Source organism: Kribbella sp. NPDC058245 (assembly GCF_042882005.1).
GTDB lineage: Bacteria > Actinomycetota > Actinomycetes > Propionibacteriales > Kribbellaceae > Kribbella.
This window is the reverse complement of record NZ_JBHVWY010000012.1, coordinates 138465-157800: the sequence shown is the minus strand read 5'-3', so window position 1 is coordinate 157800 and position 19336 is coordinate 138465. Positions and strand designations below refer to the sequence as shown.

Here is a 19336-nt window from a genome sequence, read left to right as displayed (position 1 = left end):
CCCCTGGACCCCCGTTGACAGAGCCAGCCAGCAGTACCCTCGACTCCCGTTACGGGCGCACCGGACGGTCCCGTCGCCCGCTGATCATCGCCCTCGTCGCAGTGATCGCCGCGGCCGGCCTGGGCTGGCTGTTGTGGGCCGCCGTGATCGGGTCGAACCCGCCGGTGACGTCGCGACTCCTGGCCTTCAAGGTCGTCTCCGAGACGCAGACGACCGCGACGGTGCAGGTCGACCGCAGCAAGTCCGTCGAAGCCACCTGCCGGGTCCAGGCCAAGGCCGCCGACTTCTCGATCGTCGGCGAGCTGACGCTGACCATCCCCGCGGACTCCCCCCGGCACCAGTCGCTGCCGGCCACCCTCACCACCCAGCGCACCGCCACCTCGGTGGTCCTGGTCGGCTGTACGACGGCCGACTCGCACCGCCCGCACTGACCCAGAAAACCGCAGGTCAGCGCGGGTTTTCGGCGCCCGGAAAAGCTGAATCGGCAACCGGTTGCCGATTCCTGGTTCCCAGGGCGGAAAAAACCGTCAGGAAAGCGTTCTCCTGGCGTCTGAGAGGCGTCAGAACGGTGGGGTTCTCGGTCGGATCTTGCTAGGCTGGGTGGATTGGTCGCCGTCGACGACGGCGGCCAGCAGCATTTTCTGCCCACCTATCCAACCCCAAGGAGCAGCCCGTGACGCAAAGAATCGAAGAGGCGAGCGTTGTCTGGCTGACACAGGAGGGCTACGACCAGCTGAAGGCGGAGCTGGAGCAGCTGAAGGGCCCGGCCCGGGCCGAGATCACGCAGCGGATCAGTGACGCCCGCGACGAAGGCGACCTGAAGGAGAACGGCGGCTACCACGCCGCCAAGGACGAGCAGGGCAAGATCGAGGCCCGGATCCGTCAGCTCGAGGACATGCTGCGGCGCGCCCAGGTCGGCGAGACCCCGAAGAAGGGCGGCAAGGTCGAGCCCGGCATGAAGGTCTCCATCACCTTCGCCGGCGACGACGAGGTCGAGACCTTCCTGCTCGGCTCCCGCGAGCTCCTGGCCCTGGACGCCTCGGTGGACATCGACGTCTACTCGCCGCAGTCCCCCCTCGGCGCCGCGATCCTCGGCAAGAAGAAGGGCGACAAGGCGACCTACGAAGCCCCGAACGGCACCCCCGTGACGGTCCAGATCGTCTCCGCCGAGCCCTTCACCGGCTGACCCCACCACCTTCGCAGCGCCCCGGTGGACCCCCACCGGGGCGCTTGCCATTCCCCCACTTGATGGTCTTGATCCCCCATTTGATGGGCTGACCCATCCCAGCGTGGGTCGGCCAACCGCACGCAGTGGGCTCACCCGACGGGCTGACCATCAAATGGGTGGGGCGACGAATCGCAGGGAGCGAGTGGCCTCCACACCTCAGCCGGTACGACGTTGTGCACGGCTCAACCATCTGCCCACCCCAAAAGTGGTCGACTCGTGCACAAAGTGCGCGCGCCCTCCGACCTTGAGCACGGCTCAACCACTTCTCCGGACGCCCCACGGTTGCCCCGTGCACAAAGTCCGCCCGTACGACGTTGCGCTCCGCGCGACCGTATCGGCGGGCATCTGGTGGGTTAACCCATGGGCTGGTGGGTTATGGACCCACCTGCGAGTGGGGAACTGAACAATCTCGTGGGTTAACCCATGGGCTGGCGGGATATGGACCCGCATGCGGGTGAGGAACCCACAATCTGGTGGGTTAACCCATGGGCTGGCGGGTTATGGACCCACCTGCGAGTGGGGAACTGAACAATCTCGTGGGTTAACCCATGGGCTGGTGGGATATCGACCCGCATGCGGGTGGACCCACAATCTCGTGGGTTAACCCATCCGGTTGTGGGTGGGCTAGCCGTAGGCGGGTGGCCCACCCACCAAGCGATGGGCTGACCACCGCGAGTTGGGTTGGGTGCCGAGCTCGGTTGCGGATGATCACTGCCGCTGGTGACAGTAGGTATCCGCTGATCGGTTGCCGCCAGGAGTTGGCCGGTCGGCGGGATTCCTGTTCGGGCAAATTGGCGTGCGGGGCGGGGCGTCGTACGGCGAGACTCGGATGATGGACGAGGGTGAACTGTTCGCGGGGCTGGCGGCTGAGCAGTGGGCCGCGAACTCGCGCAGCGATCAACGGCTGGATGCGGCGTTCTATCGCGACGTCATCCGTGCGCAGGGTGGACGGGCGCTGGAGCTCGGGTGCGGGACTGGTCGGCTGTTGCTGACGTTCCTGGCTGAGGGCCTGGAGGTCGAGGGGTGTGACATCTCGGCCGACATGCTGGCGATGTGCCGGCGCGAGGCAGCACTCGCCGGACTGACGCCGACGCTGTACGAACAGGCGATGCAGGACCTCGCCGTACCGGCCGAGTTCCGCACGATGTACATCCCCTGCGGCAGCTTCGTCCTCGTGATGGATCGCCAAGCGGCACTCGAAACTCTGCGCCGCTGCCGCGAACACCTCGAACCCGGCGGCATCCTCGTCTTCAACGTCTTCCCGGTCCCGATCAACTACACCGAACCACCCGCCGACGACTTCCCCACCCCGTGGCAGCCCACCGTCCGCACCGACCTTCCCGACGGTCACCACCTGGAGGTCGCCGCCCGCTGGACCGCGCTCGATCGCGTCGAGCAGACCTGGCACGAAGAACGCCGCTACGACCTGTACGACGACGCAAAGCTCCTTCGCACCGAGATCCGTACCGGCCAGGGGCGCTGGTACTTCCGCAACGAGCTCCTGTGGATGCTCCAGCTAGCTGGCTTTGCCCCCGCCGACGTCACGACCACCGGCGACCTCACGATCGTCGCCGTCAAGGAACTCGGTCAGTAGCGCCACGAACGCCTCCGGCGCCTCGCGGTGGACACTGTGACCGACGGTGATCTCGTGGAAGCGGCCGCCAGGCACCTGGTCAGCCATGGCACGCATCTGTTCCTGTGGGAACGGGCTGGTCGACCCACCGCCCACCACTAGCGTCGGCACTCGAACCGCCTTGAGCTCCTCGAACCACCCGGAGCCCGGCGCATTCACCTGGCGGACCAGGTCCACCCGAGCCCGCCAGTCGTACCCCAGCACCCCGTCCGGCCGCTCCGGAATCGGCCGCTGCTGCGGGAACGGCGGCGGTGACTCAACAAGCACGAGCGCACTCACCCGCTCTGGCCGTCGCGCCGCATGCAGGTACGCCGCGACCGCGCCCATCGAGTGACCGACCACCACCGGCACCTCCAGCCGATGCTCGTCCAGAAACTCACCAAGGTCGGCAGCCAACAGCTCGAACGAGTACGCGTCCGTTGCCCCGGTCTCCCCATGCCCCCGCTGATCCGGCACCAGCACCCGCCACCGCTCCGCCAGTACGCCGACGATCCCGTCGAACGACGTACGGTCCGACGTCAGCCCATGCAACAGCACCATCGCCGGCGCATCCGGCCGCCCGTACTCCCGAAAGGCAAGTTTCACGCTGCTGATCTTTTCATTCCGCACCGCCCGACTACCCGAGCCAGTCCACGAAGCCGGACCCCAGCCACTCACCAACCCCCGCGACACCTGACCATCCACGCTCAACCCCCACGCCCCAACCCCCACCCGAAGCACTTACTGAGTGGTGGCGGTCCGCCCGAATGCCTCTGCCCGACCCCAGCCACTGCGGAGCACCCCGTGAACTCCACGACTCCCTCGCGACCCACCCCGAGATTTGAACGGATCTCCGTTCGACTTGCCCCTTCTCCCCTGAAATTTCGGAGGGAGAAGGGTCAATTTCCGGGGTTATCCCCTCAAATTTCGCGGCGCGGGGGCGGGCGTGCGGCGTGCGGACGGGGGGTGCGGGCGGACGGCGTACGGCGGGCGGGCGTGGGCGGGCGTCCGTGCCGGGTCGGCGGCACGGGGACGACCCGTCGTCGCGATCGGAGGTGGTGGGGTTATTCGGCGGTGATTTGGGCGCTGCCTACTAGGACCTCTACGTCGAGGCCGGCGCGGCCGCGGCCGATCTCTACGTCTTTGGACTGGCCGGAGACGGCGCCGGTCCAGTTGACGCGGCCTAGCTGGGCTTCGGTGTGGACGTGGACGTCGGAGCCGCGGCGCAGGTTGACCGTGGCCATGCCGGATTCGACGCGAACGCGGGAGCGGCCCTTGGTGATCTGGGCGTCCAGGGTGACCGAACCCGCCTGCACCAGTACGTCGATCGGCCCGTTGACGTCGGTCACCTTCGCCGTACCGGCCGTGACGCGCACTCGCGACAGCCCCGGGACGCGCTCGGCGTTGACGCTGCCGCCGGTGACCTCGACCTCGACCTCGAGGTTGGGGTTGACCCGGATCTGCAGTTCCTTGGCGAGACCGTTGACGTGCGCCTTCAGGTCGGTCGGGTTGCGCAGCATGCTGAACCCGTCGATCGAGACGCCCATGTCGCCTTCGCTGTTGATCGCGAGCGTGTCGCCGTCCTTCTTGATCACGTGCGGTCCGTCAACAGCGACGCCGTTCACGGCCGGCTCGCCGATCAGCCGGACCCGGCGTCCGATCGCCCGGATCGTCACGCGCTGCACACCGGACGGGATCGGCACGGAACTGTGCTCGATCTCCTCCTCCGCAGCCTCAACAGCAGCTTCCTCAACAGGGCCGACCGGAGCAACAGGGGCGGCCGGAGCGGCGTCGACCACGGTCGTCGGCTCGTCGACTGCCTCGGCCCAGGCCGTCGGGGACGGCGTGGTGTCCGCAACCGGAGTATCGGTCGGCCGCAACGCGGAGATCAGGGTCGTGGCCTCGTCCGGCGACAGATGCCCCTTGGCCACCCGATCCAGGATGTCCTTGACCCGCCCGTCGTGCTCACTCTGATTGCTCATGCCCCCAGTGCAGCACCCAAGGGGGCCGAAACCAATCCGGGATCGCCCCCAACCGTGGCCCGGCACACCCTGAACCTCTCACGGACCCGCGCCGGAAAGCGCTGTGATGTGAGCTTGACAGCGCAGCATTCATATCATTCCGTGAGCAAGAAACTACGAATTGCTTGTAATCCAGGTACCGGATTCAATACATTCATTTCAAGCGCCGCATTGACTGGCCATCGGGCGCTGCCGAAACACCTTTCACCGGTCAACGGCGACCGGTTCTGCCCTCCCATTCCCCAAGGAGAATTCGTGATGCCCAAATTCAGCTCCCGCCTGGCCATCGTCCCGCTCGCGAGCTTCGCGCTGGCCGTCGGCGCGGCCGCCGTGTCCGCCACCACCGCGTCGGCGCACGACCACCCGACGCCGATCGCGAACGTCGGCGTCGCGGCCGCCTACGCCACCAACCAGGTCCAACTGCACGTGGACGACGAGGCCCTGGGCCTCTACCCCGCGCTCGCAAACCCCTTTGGCTACACGACAAGCCACGTGGTGCCGGTCGGCGTGAACGTCGTGAGTCTCACCCTCACCGGCCACAAGTCCGTCGATGACGGCACCGGCCACGATCACGGCCACTGAGACCTGACCGGCCACCGCGCCGGCTGAACTGACCGGCGCCGAACCGGAACCACCTCGATCACCCGTGGCCGCGGAGTCCCATCCGCGGCCACGGGTGATCCACATCTCCAGCCCGTTCGACCTCACACCCCGATCGTAACAATGAGAGGTTTCCGGGCCATTTCCCGAAGCCTCGGAATTGTTACGGTGAAATGACCCGACGGGCATTTATCAGCGATATCCAATTTCCCCCGACATTTCTCCGACAGGAGGATCCGGATGTCCTCGCCCATGACTTCCCGGCTGCGCTCGCTACGGCGGAGCTGTGCACCGATCCTGGCCGCCCTCACCATCACCACCACCCTGATCGTCGCGCCCGCTCTCCCCGCGGCCGCGCACAGCAAGCTCACTGCCAGTACGCCGGCCAACGGCGCACGTCTGGCCGCCACACCTGACTCACTCAGTTTCACCTTCGACCAGACGCTGCAGCCGGTCCCCAGTTGGGACGCCGTCCTCGTCACGGGACCGAGCGGCATCCGCCACCCGGCCCGGTCGGTCCGGATCGAGGGCAACACCCTCTACGCGAGTTGCGACCGTCTCGGCGCCGCCGGCACCTACGCGATCAGCTACCGCGTCGTCTCCGGCGACGGCCATCCGATCGCAGGACACATCACCATCAGCCTTGCGCGCCCGGACACCGGCACGCCCGCCGCCGTCATGCCCATGCCCGGCGGCAGCGTCCCTGCCTGGATCTGGATCCTCGAGCTCGCCACCGCTCTCCTGCTGTTGCAGGGCTTCCGTCGCTGGCGGGCCGAGCAAGGCAGACCGATCATCCAGGCCCGCCTCGAAACCACCCGGGACTAGCGATGGATGTGGCCATCCCGGTCGTCAAGGCACGACGCCCGGCCGTAGTCGCAGCCATCGCGACCACCAGCGTCACCGCGCTGGTGTGCGCGATCATCGTGACCCGTCCGGCTCCCGAGCCGGCCATGGCGACAGCCGGCCCGGGCGTCCTCTACATGACCCCGCTCGCCCGCCTCGTCACGAATGGAGCGGCCATCCTCGCGGCCGGCGCCGTACTGCTGCTGTTGTTGCTCGGCACCCAGGGCAGAGACCGGTACGACGCCATTGCCACCCGCGCCCGGGTGATCGGGATCGCGGTCGGCATCGCCTGGATCACCGCCACCACGACGACCTGGTGGCTTCAGGCCGCCGCGATCTCACGGTCCGGCGCGAAGATGCCGTTCGCCGGGATGGCGTCGTACGCGGTCAACGTCAGCTCGGGCACCGCACTCGTCCTGACTGTGCTCGCTGCGATCGGGTACACCGCGGCCACCGCCGGCCGCCGACCAGCACTCGGACTCGGCTGCGCGGTGGTCGGACTGGTCGCCGTACCGGTCACTGGGCATGCATCGCAGAGTGAGGCGGCCTGGCTGACCACACCTGCCATCACTGCGCACATGTGTGCAGTGAGCCTGTGGGTCGGCGGGCTCGCACTGGTCACGCTACTGGTCGCACGCAACCGCTCCGCACTCGCACTGGTCCTGCCACGCTTCTCGACCGTGGCCGGCGGTGCGATTGCCACAGTCGCGGTCACCGGCGTACTGCTCGCAGGACCGCGGCTGACAAAGGAGCTCACGCCACACCCGTCCGTACTCATCCACGCCCTGTTCGAGACACCTGCGGGCTGGCTGGTACTCGGCAAGCTGGTAGGTCTGATGATCCTGGCCGCAACAGGTGGTGCGATCAGGCAGATCCTCCTACCAGCAGTACAACGCCAGGAGACCGTCGCACTCGCCACACTGGCGACTGTCGAGCTCACAGTGATGGCGGTGACCATCGCCCTCGCCACAGTCCTGGCCAGACCGCTGTAGCAAAGCCGTGCGGGTCCCGGCTGAGTAGCCCGGGACCCGCAGATCTCATATGTGACTCAGGCGGCCGGAGTCATCTCCTCGTCCGCCAGTTCTTTCTGTACGGCGGTCAGTTCGGCCGCCTCGGTCTCTTCGAGCGCCCGGCGACGGCTCAGGCCGCGCAGGCCCGTCAGAGCGATGACCAGGCCCAGAACCGCGACGCCGGTGACGACCGCGAGACCCGGCTTGTACGCCGAGAGCATCCCGGCCGGCGCGGTCACGCCGACCGACTGGCTGCTGATCACCGCGGTGACGCTCGCGAGGACCACCGCGCCGCCGACCTGGGTCGAGGTGTTGAACAGACCGGAGGCGAGGCCCTGCTCGTCGTCGGCCACGCCGGAGACGGCCTGGATGTTCAGCGCCGGGAACCCGATCGCGAAGCCGATGCCGATCAGCATGATGCTCGGGAAGATCGTCGAGAAGTACGCCGACTCCGGGCCGATCCGCAGGCTGAGCCCATATCCGACGACGAACAGCGCCATCGCGCCGATGATCATCTTGTCGGTGCCGATCCGGTCCGCGATCTTGCCGGCGTTCGGGGACAGGCTGATCACCAGCAGGCCGGCCGGGAGGAAGGCCAGGGCGGTCTGCAGCGACGACCAGCCGAGCAGGTTCTGCAGGTAGAGCGTGCCGATGAACTGGAAGGCGACGTACGCGCCGAACACCGTCAAGCCGGCCAGGTTCGCCCGGCGCAGGGCGCCGTCACGCAGGATGCCGAGCCGGACCAGCGGGTTCTTGGTGCGCGACTCGATCACGATGAAAGCAGCCAGCAGTACGGCGGCCAGCGCGAACATCCCGATCGTCTGGAAGGAGACCCAGCCGGCGCTCTCGGCGCCGACGACCGCGTAGACCAGGGACAGCATGCCGCCCGTGACTGTGACTGCACCCGGTACGTCGTACCCGCCGGCGACCTCGTCGCGCGGGCTGTTCGGGATGAGCTTGATCGCGAAGAGCAGCACGATCAGGGCGACCGGGCCAGGCATCAGGAAGGTCCAGCGCCAGCCGACCTCGGTCAGCGCGCCACCGAGGATCAGGCCCATCGAGAAGCCGCTCGCGGCGCAGGTGGTGAAGATCGAGAGGGCACGGTTGCGATCCGGGCCCTCGTGGAAGGTCGTGGTGATGATGGAGAGCGCGGCCGGCGCGGTGAACGCGGCAGCGACGCCCTTGACGAACCGCGCACCGATGAGCAGTTCGGGTGAAGTGGCCAGCGAGCTGAGCATCGAGACCAGTGCGAAGACGGCCAGCGCGACCAGGAAGACCCGGCGGCGGCCCAGGAGGTCGGCGGTCCGGCCGCCGAGGAGCAGCAGGCCGCCGTACCCGAGCACGTAGCCGGTCACGACCCACTGGAGCGACGAAAGGGAGACGCCCAGGTCGGCGCCGATCGACGGCAGGGACATGCCGACCATCGAGACGTCCAGGCCGTCGAGGAAGATCACGCCGCAGACCACCAGCAGGGCTCCCCACAGCCGTGCGTCCCAGGTCATGCGTTCTGGCGATGTGATGTGCGTTGTCTGTGTCACGAGAAGAGACTATTGCATGCACGTGCATCTAATGTCTAGGCATTAAATGTGTTTGCATAGATTGCGTGTGCATGCTATGTTCGGCACCATGACCGTGACGAAGGTCAGCGCTGAGACTGGTGAGACCAGCGCCGATGTGCGCGCCTGGCGCGAGCTTCTCGCCCGCCACGCGGATATCACCTGCGCTCTCGACCGCGCGCTGCAAGCCGGTCACTCCCTCGGCATGAGTGAGTACGAGGTGCTCGAGCGACTGGCCGAGCTCCCCGACCACTCCTCCAAGATCGCGACGATCGCGAAGTCGGTCCACCTCAGCCAGAGCGCGCTCTCCCGCGTGATCGCGCGCCTCGAGTCCGACGGCCTGGTCACCCGCGACGTCTGCACGCAAGACCGTCGCGCGGTGATCGTCTGCCTGACCGACGAAGGCCTCCGCCGCCAGGCCGAGGCGCTACCGACCCAGCGCGAGGTCCTCGCCGACCGCCTGCACGCCCCGCTCGTCAAGAGCTGCGACCCCGCGGACTGAAACGATCCGCGAGTGACCGACGAAGCTCGCGAGATCATCGCCGACCTGCACCACATCGTGGCGCCCGACGGCATCCAGGAGAACTTCCGGCTGCGCGCGGGCGGGATCGATCACTGGGTCTACGCCCGCGGCCAGGACCGGTCGAATCCGGTGATCCTCTTCATCCACGGTGGTCCCGCCGGTCCGCTCGCGCCGATGGCGTGGCAGTTCCAGCGACCGATCGAGGAGTACTTCACGGTCGTCACCTACGACCAGCGTGCCGCGGGCCGTACCTTGCGCGAGGTCGACCCGGCTACCATCGCGGACACCCTGACCATCGCCCAGTACGTCGAGGACGCGATCGAGCTCGCCGAGCAGATCCGCACCCGGTACGGCGTCGAGAAGCTCGTGCTGATCGGCCACAGCTGGGGCACCTTGATCGGTATCCAGGCGGCCGCGCGCCGTCCGGACCTCTTCCACGCGTACGTCGGAGTCGGGCAGATCATCGACGCCCGGGCCAACGAGACGCACTGCTACGAGTACGCCGTCGGCCAGGCCGAGCTGCACCACGACACCGAAGCACTTGAGCAGCTCGCCTCGATCGCGCCGTACCCGGGGAATGAGCCGGTCACCCGCGAGCGGATCATCATCGCTCGCCAGTGGGCGCAGTACCGCGGTGGCCTGAGCGCCTATCGACATGAGAGCGCCTACTACTTCGGCGCCCCGAGCCTGTCGCCGGAGTACGCACCGGAGGACGTCGCGACGATCAACGACGGCAACATGTTCACGCTCGGCCGGGTGCTCGACGAGATGCTCGCGACCGACCTGACGACCATGACCGAGTTCCCGATCCCGGTGGTGATGTTCTTCGGGCGGCACGACTACACGACACCGACGGCACCGGTCGAGAGCTGGCTGGCCACGGTTGAAGCGCCGTACAAGCAGGCTGTTTGGTTTGAGAACTCCGCCCATCTCGCGCCCTGGGAGGAGCCTGGCAAGACGTTGGTCAGCCTGCTCACCTACGTCCGGCCTCTGATCACTCCCTGACGGCGCCTTCCAGCATGCCCGCGATGAAGTGGCGCTGCAGGAACGCATAGACCAGTACGACGGGTGTGCCCACGATGACGGCTCCGGCGGCGAGCAACGTGAAGCCCGACGTGTACTGACCGGAGAAGAAGGCCAGCCCGAGCGGCGCGGTCCGCAGCGACTCACTCGTCACCATCACGAGCGGGATCAGGAACTCGTTCCAGGTCCACATGAAGACGAGCACGATCAGCGTCACCAATGCCGGACGAGCCGGCGGGACGAGGATCAGCCACAGGGTTCGCCAGTGGCCGGCGCCGTCGAGCCGCGCCGCCTCGACCAGTGAGCGCGACGAGGAGCGGAAGTACGCCCGCATCCAGAAGGTGCCAAAGGCAACGGATTGCGCGATCTGCGGGAGGATCACCGCCCAGAAGGTGTTCGTCAGCCCGAGGGTGCGGAGGTCGAAGTACAGCGGTACGACGATCGCCTCGGTCGGCATCATGATGCCGATCAGGAACAGGTAGAACAACGCCGAGGCGCCGCGGAATCGCATGGTGCCGAAGGCATAGCCCGACAGGATCGAGAACAGCACGCTGACCACCACGACGGTCACCGACACCGCGATACTCATCCGCAGGTAGGTGCCGAAGTGGCCGATCTCCCAGGCCTTGCCGAAGTTCCCGAACCCGCTCGATCCACCACCCGCGTCATCAGGACCGAGCGCAGCGCCGAGGATCGTCACGATCGGACCGAGCGCGAACAGCCCGAACACGATCAGCAGCGTGTAGTTGCCGATCCGCTCCCCCGGCGACGCCCTCATGCGGTGCCCCGATCCGCGAGCCGGTTGACGCCGAGCGTGATCGCGAAGATGAGCACGGTCAGGCAGACACCAATGGCTGCCGCCGAACCAACCTGTCCCAGCTCGAACGCCCGGTGATACACCTCGTACGACGGCACGCTGGTCGACGTACCGGGTCCTCCACTGGTGGTCACGTACACCAGGTCGAAGGTGCGCAGCGCGGCGATCACGGTCAACGTCACCGCCACCGCAATCTCGCCCCGAACCGCGGGCAGCACCACCGCGAAGAACTCGGCCACCGGCCCAGCACCGTCCAGCCGCGCAGCCTCATACCGTTCCGCCGGGATCCGCGCCATCCCCGCCATCAGCAACACCGTCACCAGCCCGGTCTCGACCCACGTCCCGATCACCCCGACCGCGGGCAACGCGAACGTGTAGTCACCCAGCCATCCCCGCGAGCCACCCAGTACGTCGTTCAGTGGACCGTCCGGCGAGTAGATGTTGCGCCAGGCAACCGCCACCACGACCATCGCGACCACCTGCGGCAGGAACACGATCGTCCGGAAGAACCCGAGCCCGCGAACCCTTGCCCGCTGCAACACTGTCGCGAGCGCGAGGCCGATCACCACCGGAAGTACCGCATAGAAGACGATCAGCACCAACGCATGCCCGAACGCAGCCCGCAGTCCGGCGTCCCGGACCACGTCCGCATAGTTGCTCAGGCCAACGAACTTGCCCAGCGTGATCCCGTCCCACTCGAACAGCGACAGGTGGACCGCACGGATCAACGGGTAGAGCAGGAACGCGCCGTACACGAGCAACGCCGGGAGGATGTACAGATACCCGACCCGACGCGGCTCGCCAGGTGGTGAACTCACTTGCCCGCGAATTTGCCGTAGTCGGCTTCCAGCTTGTCCAGGAACTGCTGTGGGGTTGCCTTCTTCGCCAGCAGGTCCTGCAGCGCGGCACCGATCGTGTCGTACATGGTCGGGGTCGCGTAATCGAGATATGGGACGAGTGACTCGGAGGAGACCGCCCCGCCGAAGCTCTTGAAGATGTCACCGGCGAGACCGGCCGGCGGCTGCTGCGCGGTCGTGTCGGCGATCGGCAGGTTGCCGGTCGAGGTCAGCACCTTCATCGCGTCCTGGCTGGTGATGTAGTTGATGTACGCCGCGGCCGCGTCCGGGTTCTTGGACTTGTTCGTGATCGCGAACGGCAGTCCGGTACCACCGGTGACCGGCTTCCCGCCCGGCGGCAGCATGAAGCCGACCTTGTCGCCGAGCGCCTTCTGCAGGTCGGCCTGCAGCCAGGTGCCGGCGATCAGGAACGTGCCCTTGCCCTTGCCGAAGTCCTGCCAGGCCGGGTCGTATCCCTGCCCGTTGAAGCCGCTGTTGAAGTACCCCTTGTCCACCCAGGACACGAGCGTCTCGGCAGCCTTCTGGTTCTCCGGCGACTTCCACGACGCACCCGGCCGGCCGAACGCCAGCTTGGTGATCTGGTCGGCCGGCACGAACTGGTCCTGCACCGTGCCGAACACATGGATGGCCGGCCACTTGTCCAGGTTGCCGAACTGCAGCGGCACGTCACCGGCCGCCTTCGCCTTTGCGAGCGCTGCCTCGAAATCAGCCCACGAAGCCGGCGGCGTCGCGACCTTCGTCTTGTTGTAGTAGAGCCCGACCACTTCACCGACCTGCGGCATCCCGTAAAGGTTGCCCTCGCCAAACGTCTTGCCGTCAGCCGAGTACCGCGAGTACTGCAACACCGAGGCCGGGTAGCGATCGCCCCACTTGTAGGCCTCGGCCCACTTGTCCAGCGGCACCAGCTGGCCGGTCTTGACGAACTCGCCCATGTCCGACCGGCCGTTGTTCGCCTGTACGACGTCCGGCGCGTCGTTGCCCGACAACGCCAGCCGCAGCGTGGTCTTCAGGTCGTCGAAGGACCGCGACACCCGCTTGATCTTGATGTTCGGGTACTTCGCCTCGAACCCCTTGATCTGCGCGGCCATCTGGGCCGCCTGACCACCGCGGACCTCCTGGTCCCAGACCGTCAGCTCGACCTGACCGAGGGCGGCGGCATCCGTCTTCACCGTGCTCGGCGCGCTCGCACCGCCACTCGGGCTGCCCGATCCCGGCGTACAGGCGGTCGCGGTGAGCGCCAGCGCCACCGCCGCGATGATCGTCTTCTTCACGTTCGGCTCCTCAGTTCAGCGTGTACGTGTAGCCGTTGCCCGTCAGTCCGGTCAATACCCGCTCGCGGTGGTCCTCACCCCGCAGTTCGAGCTGCAGCGCGACCTCGACCTCGTCCAGGCTCAGCGACTCCGAGATGCGCTCGTGCACGACCTCGATGAGGTTCGCGTCCAGCTCGGCGAGCTGCGTCAGCAGCTTGGCCAGGCCGCCTGGCGTGTCCGGGATCCGCACGCGCAGCGAGAGGTATCGCCCAGCCGCCGCCATGCCGTTGCGGATCACCCGCATCAGCAGCAGCGGGTCGATGTTGCCGCCGGACAGCACCACCACGACCGGCGGCTTGAAGGCCTTGGGATCGTCCAGTACGGCGGCCACCGCTGCCGCACCGGCCGGTTCGACCACGAGTTTGGCCCGTTCCAGCACCAGCAAGAGGGCCTTCGACAACGAATTCTCGGTCACCGTGCGGACATCACCGACGTACTGCTGGACCGCCTCGAACGGCACCTTGCCCGGCAGCCCGACCGCGATACCGTCAGCCATCGTGCTCATGCCCGCGAGCTGGACCGGTACGCCGGCCGCCAGCGAAGCCGGGTACGCCGCTGCTCCCGCCGCCTGGACTCCGACTACGCCGATCGGCATGCCGTCGCGCTGCATCGCGGTCGCGATCCCGGCCAGCAGACCGCCACCACCAGTCGGTACGACGACCGTCCGGACCTGCGGGCATTGTTCGACGATCTCCAGCCCGGCGGTCGCCTGTCCGGCGACGATGTCCGGGTGGTCGAACGGATGGATCAGTACGGCGCCGGTCTCCGCCTCGAACTTCAGCGCCTCCCGCAGGCAGTCGTCGATCGACGTCCCGGTGAACCGGATCTCCGCGCCGTACGCGCGGGTCGCCTTCTCCTTCGGGATGGGCGCGCCGTGCGGCATGAACACGGTGGCCTTGATCCCGAGCAGCTGCGCCGCGAGCGCGACCCCCTGCGCATGGTTGCCCGCACTCGCCGCGACCACCCCGCGCGCCCGCTCGGATTTCGACAGCCGCGCCATCCGCACATAGGCGCCGCGGAGTTTGAAGGATCCGGTGCGCTGCAGGTTCTCGCACTTGAGGAAAACGTCCCCACCGACCAGTTCACTGAGCCACCGCGAGTACTCCAACGGCGTCGGCGCGACCACGTCGTGCAACAGATCCGCGGCCCGCGCGATGTCCTTGGCATCGATCACGCCCTCACACTACGCACGAAAAGCGTGTGTGTTCGGGAATTGCGCCAACTACTCTTCATCGATGAAGGTGACCGCGCTCGTGCAGCTCGAAATCGATGTCCCGGAGAAGGGCTGGTTCCCGGATGTCGAACCGGTCCTGCAGGCGTTACAGGAACAGCACGGCATCGCGGCCTACGTGCTCAGCTGCCAACAGGCCGAGCCGGACAACACGACGTACGTGATGATGCCGATCGACGCACCGCCCGCGCCGTCCGCGCCGACGTGGGACCAAGCGGGCTGGTACGCCGATGCGCTGCCTTGGATCGACGAGCACGTGACCCGGACGGGTCCCCCGGTTCAGGTACGTGTATGGGGTCTGTCGAACGTGCTGCGTGTTCCGACCGTGAATGGGTTTGTGTACTTCAAAGCCCACGCACACTCGAGCACTCTCCCGCCGGCGACGCTCCCGCTGCTCTTCGCCCACGAACCACGGCTGCTGACGTCGCTCGAAGGCCCGGTACCACGGCCGATCGCGATCGACGAGAAGCGCGTGTGGATGCTGTTGCCCGACCTGGGCGCGCCGCTGGCCGACCAGACGGACATCGCGCTCTGGATCGAGGCAATGCAGAGCCACGCAAGGCTGCAACGCTCGTACGTCGGCCGCGCTGACCACCTGCTCGATATCAGCTGCGTCGACCGGCGGCTCGCCGTACTGGATGCTGAGGTGGACCAGTTGCTCGGCGACAACCCGGGCACCGCGTGGCTTGAGCCGCACGAGCGAGCCGAACTGGCGGCACGAAGTACAGAGATGCGTACGGCGATCGCCGAGCTGGCGGCGATCGGGATACCGGAGACGTTGCTGCACGCCGACCTGCACCCGCGGAACATCGCGGTCCGTGACGGCGAGGTGCTCGCGTTCGACTGGACGGATGCGGCGGTCTCGCACCCGTTCATGGATCTGGTGACGTTCGTCGAGAAGCGCTCACCACTGTCGATGGACGATCGCGTGCGGGACGCCTATCTGGCGGAGTGGACGGAGTACGCGCCGATGGCCGACCTGCGACGCGCGCTCGAACTCGCCAACAAGCTCGGCGCACTGTTCCAGGCAATGACGTCGTTGCACCTGATGGCCAACCTCACCGGCCCGGACCGCGAGGCCATGGTGCGCGGTGCCGGTTGGTGGCTCCGGCTCGTCAACGGCACAGTACGTTGAGGTGATTGCGCATCACCCGGCGGACCGGCGGATCGAGGTGCCGGTCCCACACTGGATGGCGCTCGTCGCGTAACCACGCGTAGTAGGCGAGCGCCTCCGCCAACGCCGTCTCACGCAGGTAGCCGCGCGCGAGCGGTTGCTTCCCGCGGCCGTTGGGGCGCGGGCGTCGCTCGTACGCCGCATTGGCGGTGAAGATCCCGAGTCCGTAGAACACGGTCAGCAGGTCGGTGAGCGACTCGTGGTCGGGCCGATGCGCGAAGGTGATCCGCCCGGTCCCGAGCAGCAACTCATGCCCGACCTCATGCGCATAGATCGCGACCAGCGCCACCGGATCAGTCGCCAGACTCGGCGCCAAGTGAATCTCGTTCCCGGTGACTGCTCGGACCCATCGACCCGCCGGTTCCCGCACCGTCCCCACTCGGTGCCGATGGGCACCGTCCACCAGCCCAAAGCTCAACGCACACTGCCCCGGTGCCAGCCCCATCCGCTCAGCCACCTCGGCGCACAAGTGCTCAGCCGCCGCGAGCGAACCGTCGTACCCCGGTGGGATGAGCTCGGCGGGCACCACGATCGGCCGCCGGATCACGTCGTCGCCGAACTCCCCCACCAGCCAGTCCATCGACGACCGGATCCATCGCCGCCGCCCACCCACCAACCGCTCCCGCGGCAACTTCAACCGGGCCCGCAACTGCTGCCCGCGCCGCAACGCCCCCATCGGATTCCTCACCCGCCGCATCATCCCTCTCCGACGCCGCCCCAAACCCGATCGTTCCGTTCCGTAGCAATCTCCTGACACTCGGCAACCTGCACGCGGTCGAGATCGGGTTCACGGAGGATGACTGCCGGTATTTGACCGTAGGTATCCGTGGATCTGGTGCCTTGGCGTGGTCAACCACTGCGGCCGGGGGTGGCCGGGGATGGGTACTGCGGACACCTTATGGGGGGCGGGGACATCTGGTCGGGTGTCCGCGGTCGCCAGTGGGTGTACGCGGTTCGGCGTCGTCGGCGGCGGGGCTACTTCAGGAGGAGTTTGCCGAGTCGGCGGGAGGCGATGTACATGCCGGTGGCGCCCATGAGGGTGAGGTAGGCGGCGTTGATCAGGAGGGACCAGCCGACGGTGCCGGTGGTGAGGGCACGTTCGAGGTGGACGCCTTGGTAGAGCGGGGTGATCTCGACGAGCCAGCGGATCGCGCCGGGGTAGGTCTCGATCGGGTAGAAGGTGGCGGAGAACAAGAACATCGGGATCGTCGCGAGCTGGACGAACTCGAAGTCCTGCCAGCTGCGCATGAAGGTAGTCAGCGCCATCCCGGCCCCGGCGAACGCGAACCCGATCAGGATCGACGCGGGCAGCGCGACGAGCGCCCACCACGAGGTGACCAGGCCGAGCGCGAGCATCACCAGCACGAACATCGCCGAGTAGCAGGCGCCGCGGAGCAGGGCCCACGTCACCTCACCGGTGGCGATGTCCCACGGCCGCATCGGCGTGGCCAGCATCGAGTCGTACAGCTTGGCGTACTTCATCCGGAAGAAGATGTTGTACGTCGAGTCGAAGATCGCCCCGTTCATCGCCGAACTGGCGAGCATCGCGGGCGCGACGAAGGCGGCGTACCCGATCTTGGTCCCGTCGGCCAAGGTGAAGTCGCCGACCAGCTGGGCGACGCCGATGCCGATCGAGAGCAGGTAGAAGACCGGCTCGGTGAAGCCGGACAGGAAGACGACCCAGGAGCGCCGGTAGAGCAGGAAGTTGCGCTCGACGATGTGCCGGCCGCCGAGGCGGAGCGGGACCGGGACGACCCGGACTGCCAGAGTCGCCATCAGCTGATCAACTTCTTCGTAAAGCCGCGCACGGCGAGCCGGGCGCCGACCAGGAACCAGGCCAGCAGGTACGCAAGGTTGAGCAGCACGAGCCAGGGATGGATCGTGCCGAGGCTGAGATCTCGCGACAGCTGAACGCCGTGCCACAGCGGGCTCAGGTAGGCCAGCCACTCGATCCAGTTCGGCAGCTGCGAGACCGGGAAGAACGCACCGGAGAACAAGAACGCCGGAACCACGCCGAACCGGAACACCATCGCCAGCCCGGAGTCGTTCTCCAACGAACTCGCGAAGGCCACCACAGGCGCCGCGGCCGCCATCCCGACCAGGACCACGACTGGCAGCGCGAGCACGCCGAGCGGCGAATGCAGCCCGCCGAACAACGCGATCACGCCCAGGAACACGACACAGGTGCTCGCCACCCGAAAGGCGATGAAGGTCAGCTGCCCATAAACCACATCAGCCGGACGCAACGGTGTCGCGATCATCGAGTGGTAGAACTTCTGCCACTTCAACCCGCTCAACACCGGGTACGTCGATTCGCCGACCGCGATCTGCAACGCGGTCGAGGCGAGCAGGCCGGGCGCGATGAACTGCAGATAGCTCACGCCACCCAGCGCATCCGTGCCTTTGCTGTCGACGAACGAGCCCAGCCCGATCCCCATCGCGGCCAGGTACAGCATCGGCAGCAGGAAGCTGCTGATCAGTGTGCCCTTCCAGGTCCGCTTGTAGACCGTCACCCAGTAGTCGTACTGACGGCGGCCGTTCTCCAACGCGACTGACATCAGTCCACCAACGTCCGGCCGGTCAGCCTCAGGAACACGTCCTCCAGGGTTGAACGCCGTACCAGCACTGCGGCCGGGCGCAGACCACGCTCGTGTACGGCGGCGACCGCGCGCTCACCGTCATCCGTGTAGAGCAGAAGCCGGTCCGGCAGCACCTCGATCCGCTGCGCGAGGTCGGAAACCTTCCCGGCCAGGGCATCATGATCAGACATCATCACTTCAGGCCCGAACCGCAGCTCGGTCACCTCACGCGTCGAGTAGTCGCGGATCAGCTCGGCCGGTGACCCCTCGGCCGCGATCAACCCACCGTCCATCACGACCAGCCGATCGCAGAGCTGCTCGGCCTCGTCCATGTAGTGCGTGGTGATGATCAGCGTGACGCCGGCCTGCTTGAGCCGGAACAGCTTGTCCCACAACAGATGCCGGGCCTGCGGGTCGAGCCCAGTGGTCGGCTCGTCGAGCAGCAGCAGGTCAGGTTTGCTGACCAGCGACCGCGCGATCGTCAGCCGCCGCTTCATCCCGCCCGACAGCTCGTCGACCTTGACCTTGGCCTTCTCGGTCAGCGCGACGAACTCCAGCAACTCGTCGGCCCGCTCACGGCACTCGGCCCGGCTGAGGCCGAAGTACCGGCCGTAGATGGTCAGGTTCTCCCGGACGGACAGCTCGGTGTCGAGGGTGTCGTCCTGCGGGCAGACGCCGAGCCGGGCCCGGATCGCCGGTCCCTCGGTCGCCGGGTCCATCCCGAGGATCCGCAGCGTGCCACCGCTGGTCGGTGAGACGGCACCGATCATCCGCATGGTCGACGACTTGCCGGCGCCGTTCGGCCCGAGGAAGCCGAACGCCTCGCCCCGCCACACGTCCAGGTCGATCCCGCGCACCGCCTCGAAGTCGCCGTACGACTTCCTCAGACCGCGCACATGAACCAAGGACTCCCGCTGCTCATCCACGCCCACGACCCTAGACCGGGTTGCCG

At 67.2% G+C, this 19336-nt stretch carries 20 protein-coding genes; 9 read left to right on the top strand and 11 right to left on the bottom strand.

Annotated features, from left to right (window positions below; translation table 11 throughout):
* Positions 1-14 precede the first annotated feature (14 nt).
* The 3 genes from ACFVWG_RS26865 (at position 15) to ACFVWG_RS26855 (ending at position 2822) form a co-directional block, all read left to right on the top strand.
* Positions 15-431 carry a DUF4307 domain-containing protein gene (locus ACFVWG_RS26865; RefSeq protein WP_391546179.1) on the top strand — a complete coding sequence of 139 codons (417 nt, stop codon included), beginning with the start codon at positions 15-17 and terminating at the stop codon, positions 429-431.
* A 242-nt stretch (positions 432-673) separates the two neighbouring features.
* On the top strand, positions 674-1186 hold the full coding sequence (greA, locus tag ACFVWG_RS26860) for a transcription elongation factor GreA (RefSeq protein ID WP_391546178.1): 513 nt from the start codon (positions 674-676) through the stop codon (positions 1184-1186).
* 874 nt (positions 1187-2060) lie between these two features.
* Positions 2061-2822 carry a class I SAM-dependent methyltransferase gene (locus ACFVWG_RS26855; protein WP_391546177.1) on the top strand — a complete coding sequence of 254 codons (762 nt, stop codon included), beginning with the start codon at positions 2061-2063 and terminating at the stop codon, positions 2820-2822.
* Here ACFVWG_RS26855 and ACFVWG_RS26850 read toward each other — a convergent pair.
* Both ACFVWG_RS26850 and ACFVWG_RS26845 read right to left on the bottom strand, forming a co-directional pair.
* Positions 2745-3446 carry an alpha/beta fold hydrolase gene (locus tag ACFVWG_RS26850; RefSeq protein WP_391546176.1) on the bottom strand — a complete coding sequence of 234 codons (702 nt, stop codon included), beginning with the start codon at positions 3444-3446 and terminating at the stop codon, positions 2745-2747. The two genes, ACFVWG_RS26855 and ACFVWG_RS26850, sit on opposite strands and share 78 nt — an antisense overlap.
* A gap of 458 nt (positions 3447-3904) precedes the next feature.
* Positions 3905-4822, bottom strand: coding sequence for a hypothetical protein (locus tag ACFVWG_RS26845; protein WP_391546175.1), 918 nt, complete (start codon positions 4820-4822; stop codon positions 3905-3907).
* A gap of 297 nt (positions 4823-5119) precedes the next feature.
* Here ACFVWG_RS26845 and ACFVWG_RS26840 point away from each other — a divergent pair, with 297 nt between their 5' ends.
* The 3 genes from ACFVWG_RS26840 (at position 5120) to ACFVWG_RS26830 (ending at position 7296) form a co-directional block, all read left to right on the top strand.
* Positions 5120-5443 (top strand): hypothetical protein, encoded by a 324-nt coding sequence (locus ACFVWG_RS26840; protein WP_391546174.1) that lies wholly within the window; start codon positions 5120-5122, stop codon positions 5441-5443.
* A 258-nt stretch (positions 5444-5701) separates the two neighbouring features.
* A complete protein-coding gene (locus ACFVWG_RS26835; RefSeq protein WP_391546173.1) occupies positions 5702-6286 on the top strand; it encodes a copper resistance protein CopC in 585 nt (194 codons plus the stop codon).
* Between the two features lie 2 nt (positions 6287-6288).
* Complete coding sequence (locus tag ACFVWG_RS26830; protein WP_391546172.1) at positions 6289-7296, top strand: copper resistance D family protein; 1008 nt, start codon at positions 6289-6291, stop codon at positions 7294-7296.
* Between the two features lie 56 nt (positions 7297-7352).
* Here the strand turns inward: ACFVWG_RS26830 and ACFVWG_RS26825 are convergent, their stop codons facing one another.
* A complete protein-coding gene (locus tag ACFVWG_RS26825; RefSeq protein ID WP_391546171.1) occupies positions 7353-8852 on the bottom strand; it encodes an MFS transporter in 1500 nt (499 codons plus the stop codon).
* An 88-nt stretch (positions 8853-8940) separates the two neighbouring features.
* On the opposite strand from ACFVWG_RS26825, the gene ACFVWG_RS26820 reads away from it, so the two are divergent.
* Both ACFVWG_RS26820 and ACFVWG_RS26815 read left to right on the top strand, forming a co-directional pair.
* Entirely contained in the window at positions 8941-9372 is a 432-nt protein-coding gene (locus tag ACFVWG_RS26820; RefSeq protein ID WP_391546170.1) for a MarR family winged helix-turn-helix transcriptional regulator, read from the top strand.
* A gap of 12 nt (positions 9373-9384) precedes the next feature.
* Positions 9385-10398 (top strand): alpha/beta fold hydrolase, encoded by a 1014-nt coding sequence (locus tag ACFVWG_RS26815; RefSeq protein WP_391546169.1) that lies wholly within the window; start codon positions 9385-9387, stop codon positions 10396-10398.
* On the opposite strand, the gene ACFVWG_RS26810 is transcribed toward ACFVWG_RS26815, so the two are convergent.
* From ACFVWG_RS26810 to ilvA, 4 genes are read right to left on the bottom strand one after another with little or no spacing between them, the layout of a single operon-like run.
* Positions 10388-11194: a carbohydrate ABC transporter permease gene (locus ACFVWG_RS26810; RefSeq protein WP_391546168.1), complete on the bottom strand. Its 807-nt coding sequence runs from the start codon at positions 11192-11194 to the stop codon at positions 10388-10390. The genes ACFVWG_RS26815 and ACFVWG_RS26810 overlap by 11 nt on opposite strands.
* A complete protein-coding gene (locus ACFVWG_RS26805; RefSeq protein WP_391546167.1) occupies positions 11191-12051 on the bottom strand; it encodes a carbohydrate ABC transporter permease in 861 nt (286 codons plus the stop codon). The genes ACFVWG_RS26810 and ACFVWG_RS26805 overlap by 4 nt, the downstream gene beginning before the upstream one ends.
* On the bottom strand, positions 12048-13361 hold the full coding sequence (locus ACFVWG_RS26800; protein WP_391546166.1) for an extracellular solute-binding protein: 1314 nt from the start codon (positions 13359-13361) through the stop codon (positions 12048-12050). The genes ACFVWG_RS26805 and ACFVWG_RS26800 overlap by 4 nt, the downstream gene beginning before the upstream one ends.
* Positions 13362-13371: 10 nt before the next feature.
* A complete protein-coding gene (gene ilvA / locus ACFVWG_RS26795; RefSeq protein ID WP_391546165.1) occupies positions 13372-14574 on the bottom strand; it encodes a threonine ammonia-lyase in 1203 nt (400 codons plus the stop codon).
* A gap of 61 nt (positions 14575-14635) precedes the next feature.
* Between ilvA and ACFVWG_RS26790 the strand changes: the two genes are divergently transcribed.
* Complete coding sequence (locus tag ACFVWG_RS26790; RefSeq protein ID WP_391546164.1) at positions 14636-15766, top strand: phosphotransferase family protein; 1131 nt, start codon at positions 14636-14638, stop codon at positions 15764-15766.
* Here ACFVWG_RS26790 and ACFVWG_RS26785 read toward each other — a convergent pair.
* The 4 genes from ACFVWG_RS26785 to ACFVWG_RS26770 all read right to left on the bottom strand — a co-directional run bounded on the left by ACFVWG_RS26785 (position 15747) and on the right by ACFVWG_RS26770 (position 19310).
* Positions 15747-16493, bottom strand: coding sequence for a hypothetical protein (locus ACFVWG_RS26785; protein ID WP_391546163.1), 747 nt, complete (start codon positions 16491-16493; stop codon positions 15747-15749). The two genes, ACFVWG_RS26790 and ACFVWG_RS26785, sit on opposite strands and share 20 nt — an antisense overlap.
* A gap of 287 nt (positions 16494-16780) precedes the next feature.
* Complete coding sequence (locus ACFVWG_RS26780; protein ID WP_391546162.1) at positions 16781-17581, bottom strand: ABC transporter permease; 801 nt, start codon at positions 17579-17581, stop codon at positions 16781-16783.
* Complete coding sequence (locus ACFVWG_RS26775) at positions 17581-18363, bottom strand: ABC transporter permease (protein WP_391546161.1); 783 nt, start codon at positions 18361-18363, stop codon at positions 17581-17583. The genes ACFVWG_RS26780 and ACFVWG_RS26775 overlap by 1 nt, the downstream gene beginning before the upstream one ends.
* A complete protein-coding gene (locus ACFVWG_RS26770; protein WP_391546160.1) occupies positions 18363-19310 on the bottom strand; it encodes an ABC transporter ATP-binding protein in 948 nt (315 codons plus the stop codon). Before ACFVWG_RS26770 ends, ACFVWG_RS26775 begins: the two co-directional genes overlap by 1 nt.
* Positions 19311-19336: the final 26 nt, after the last annotated feature.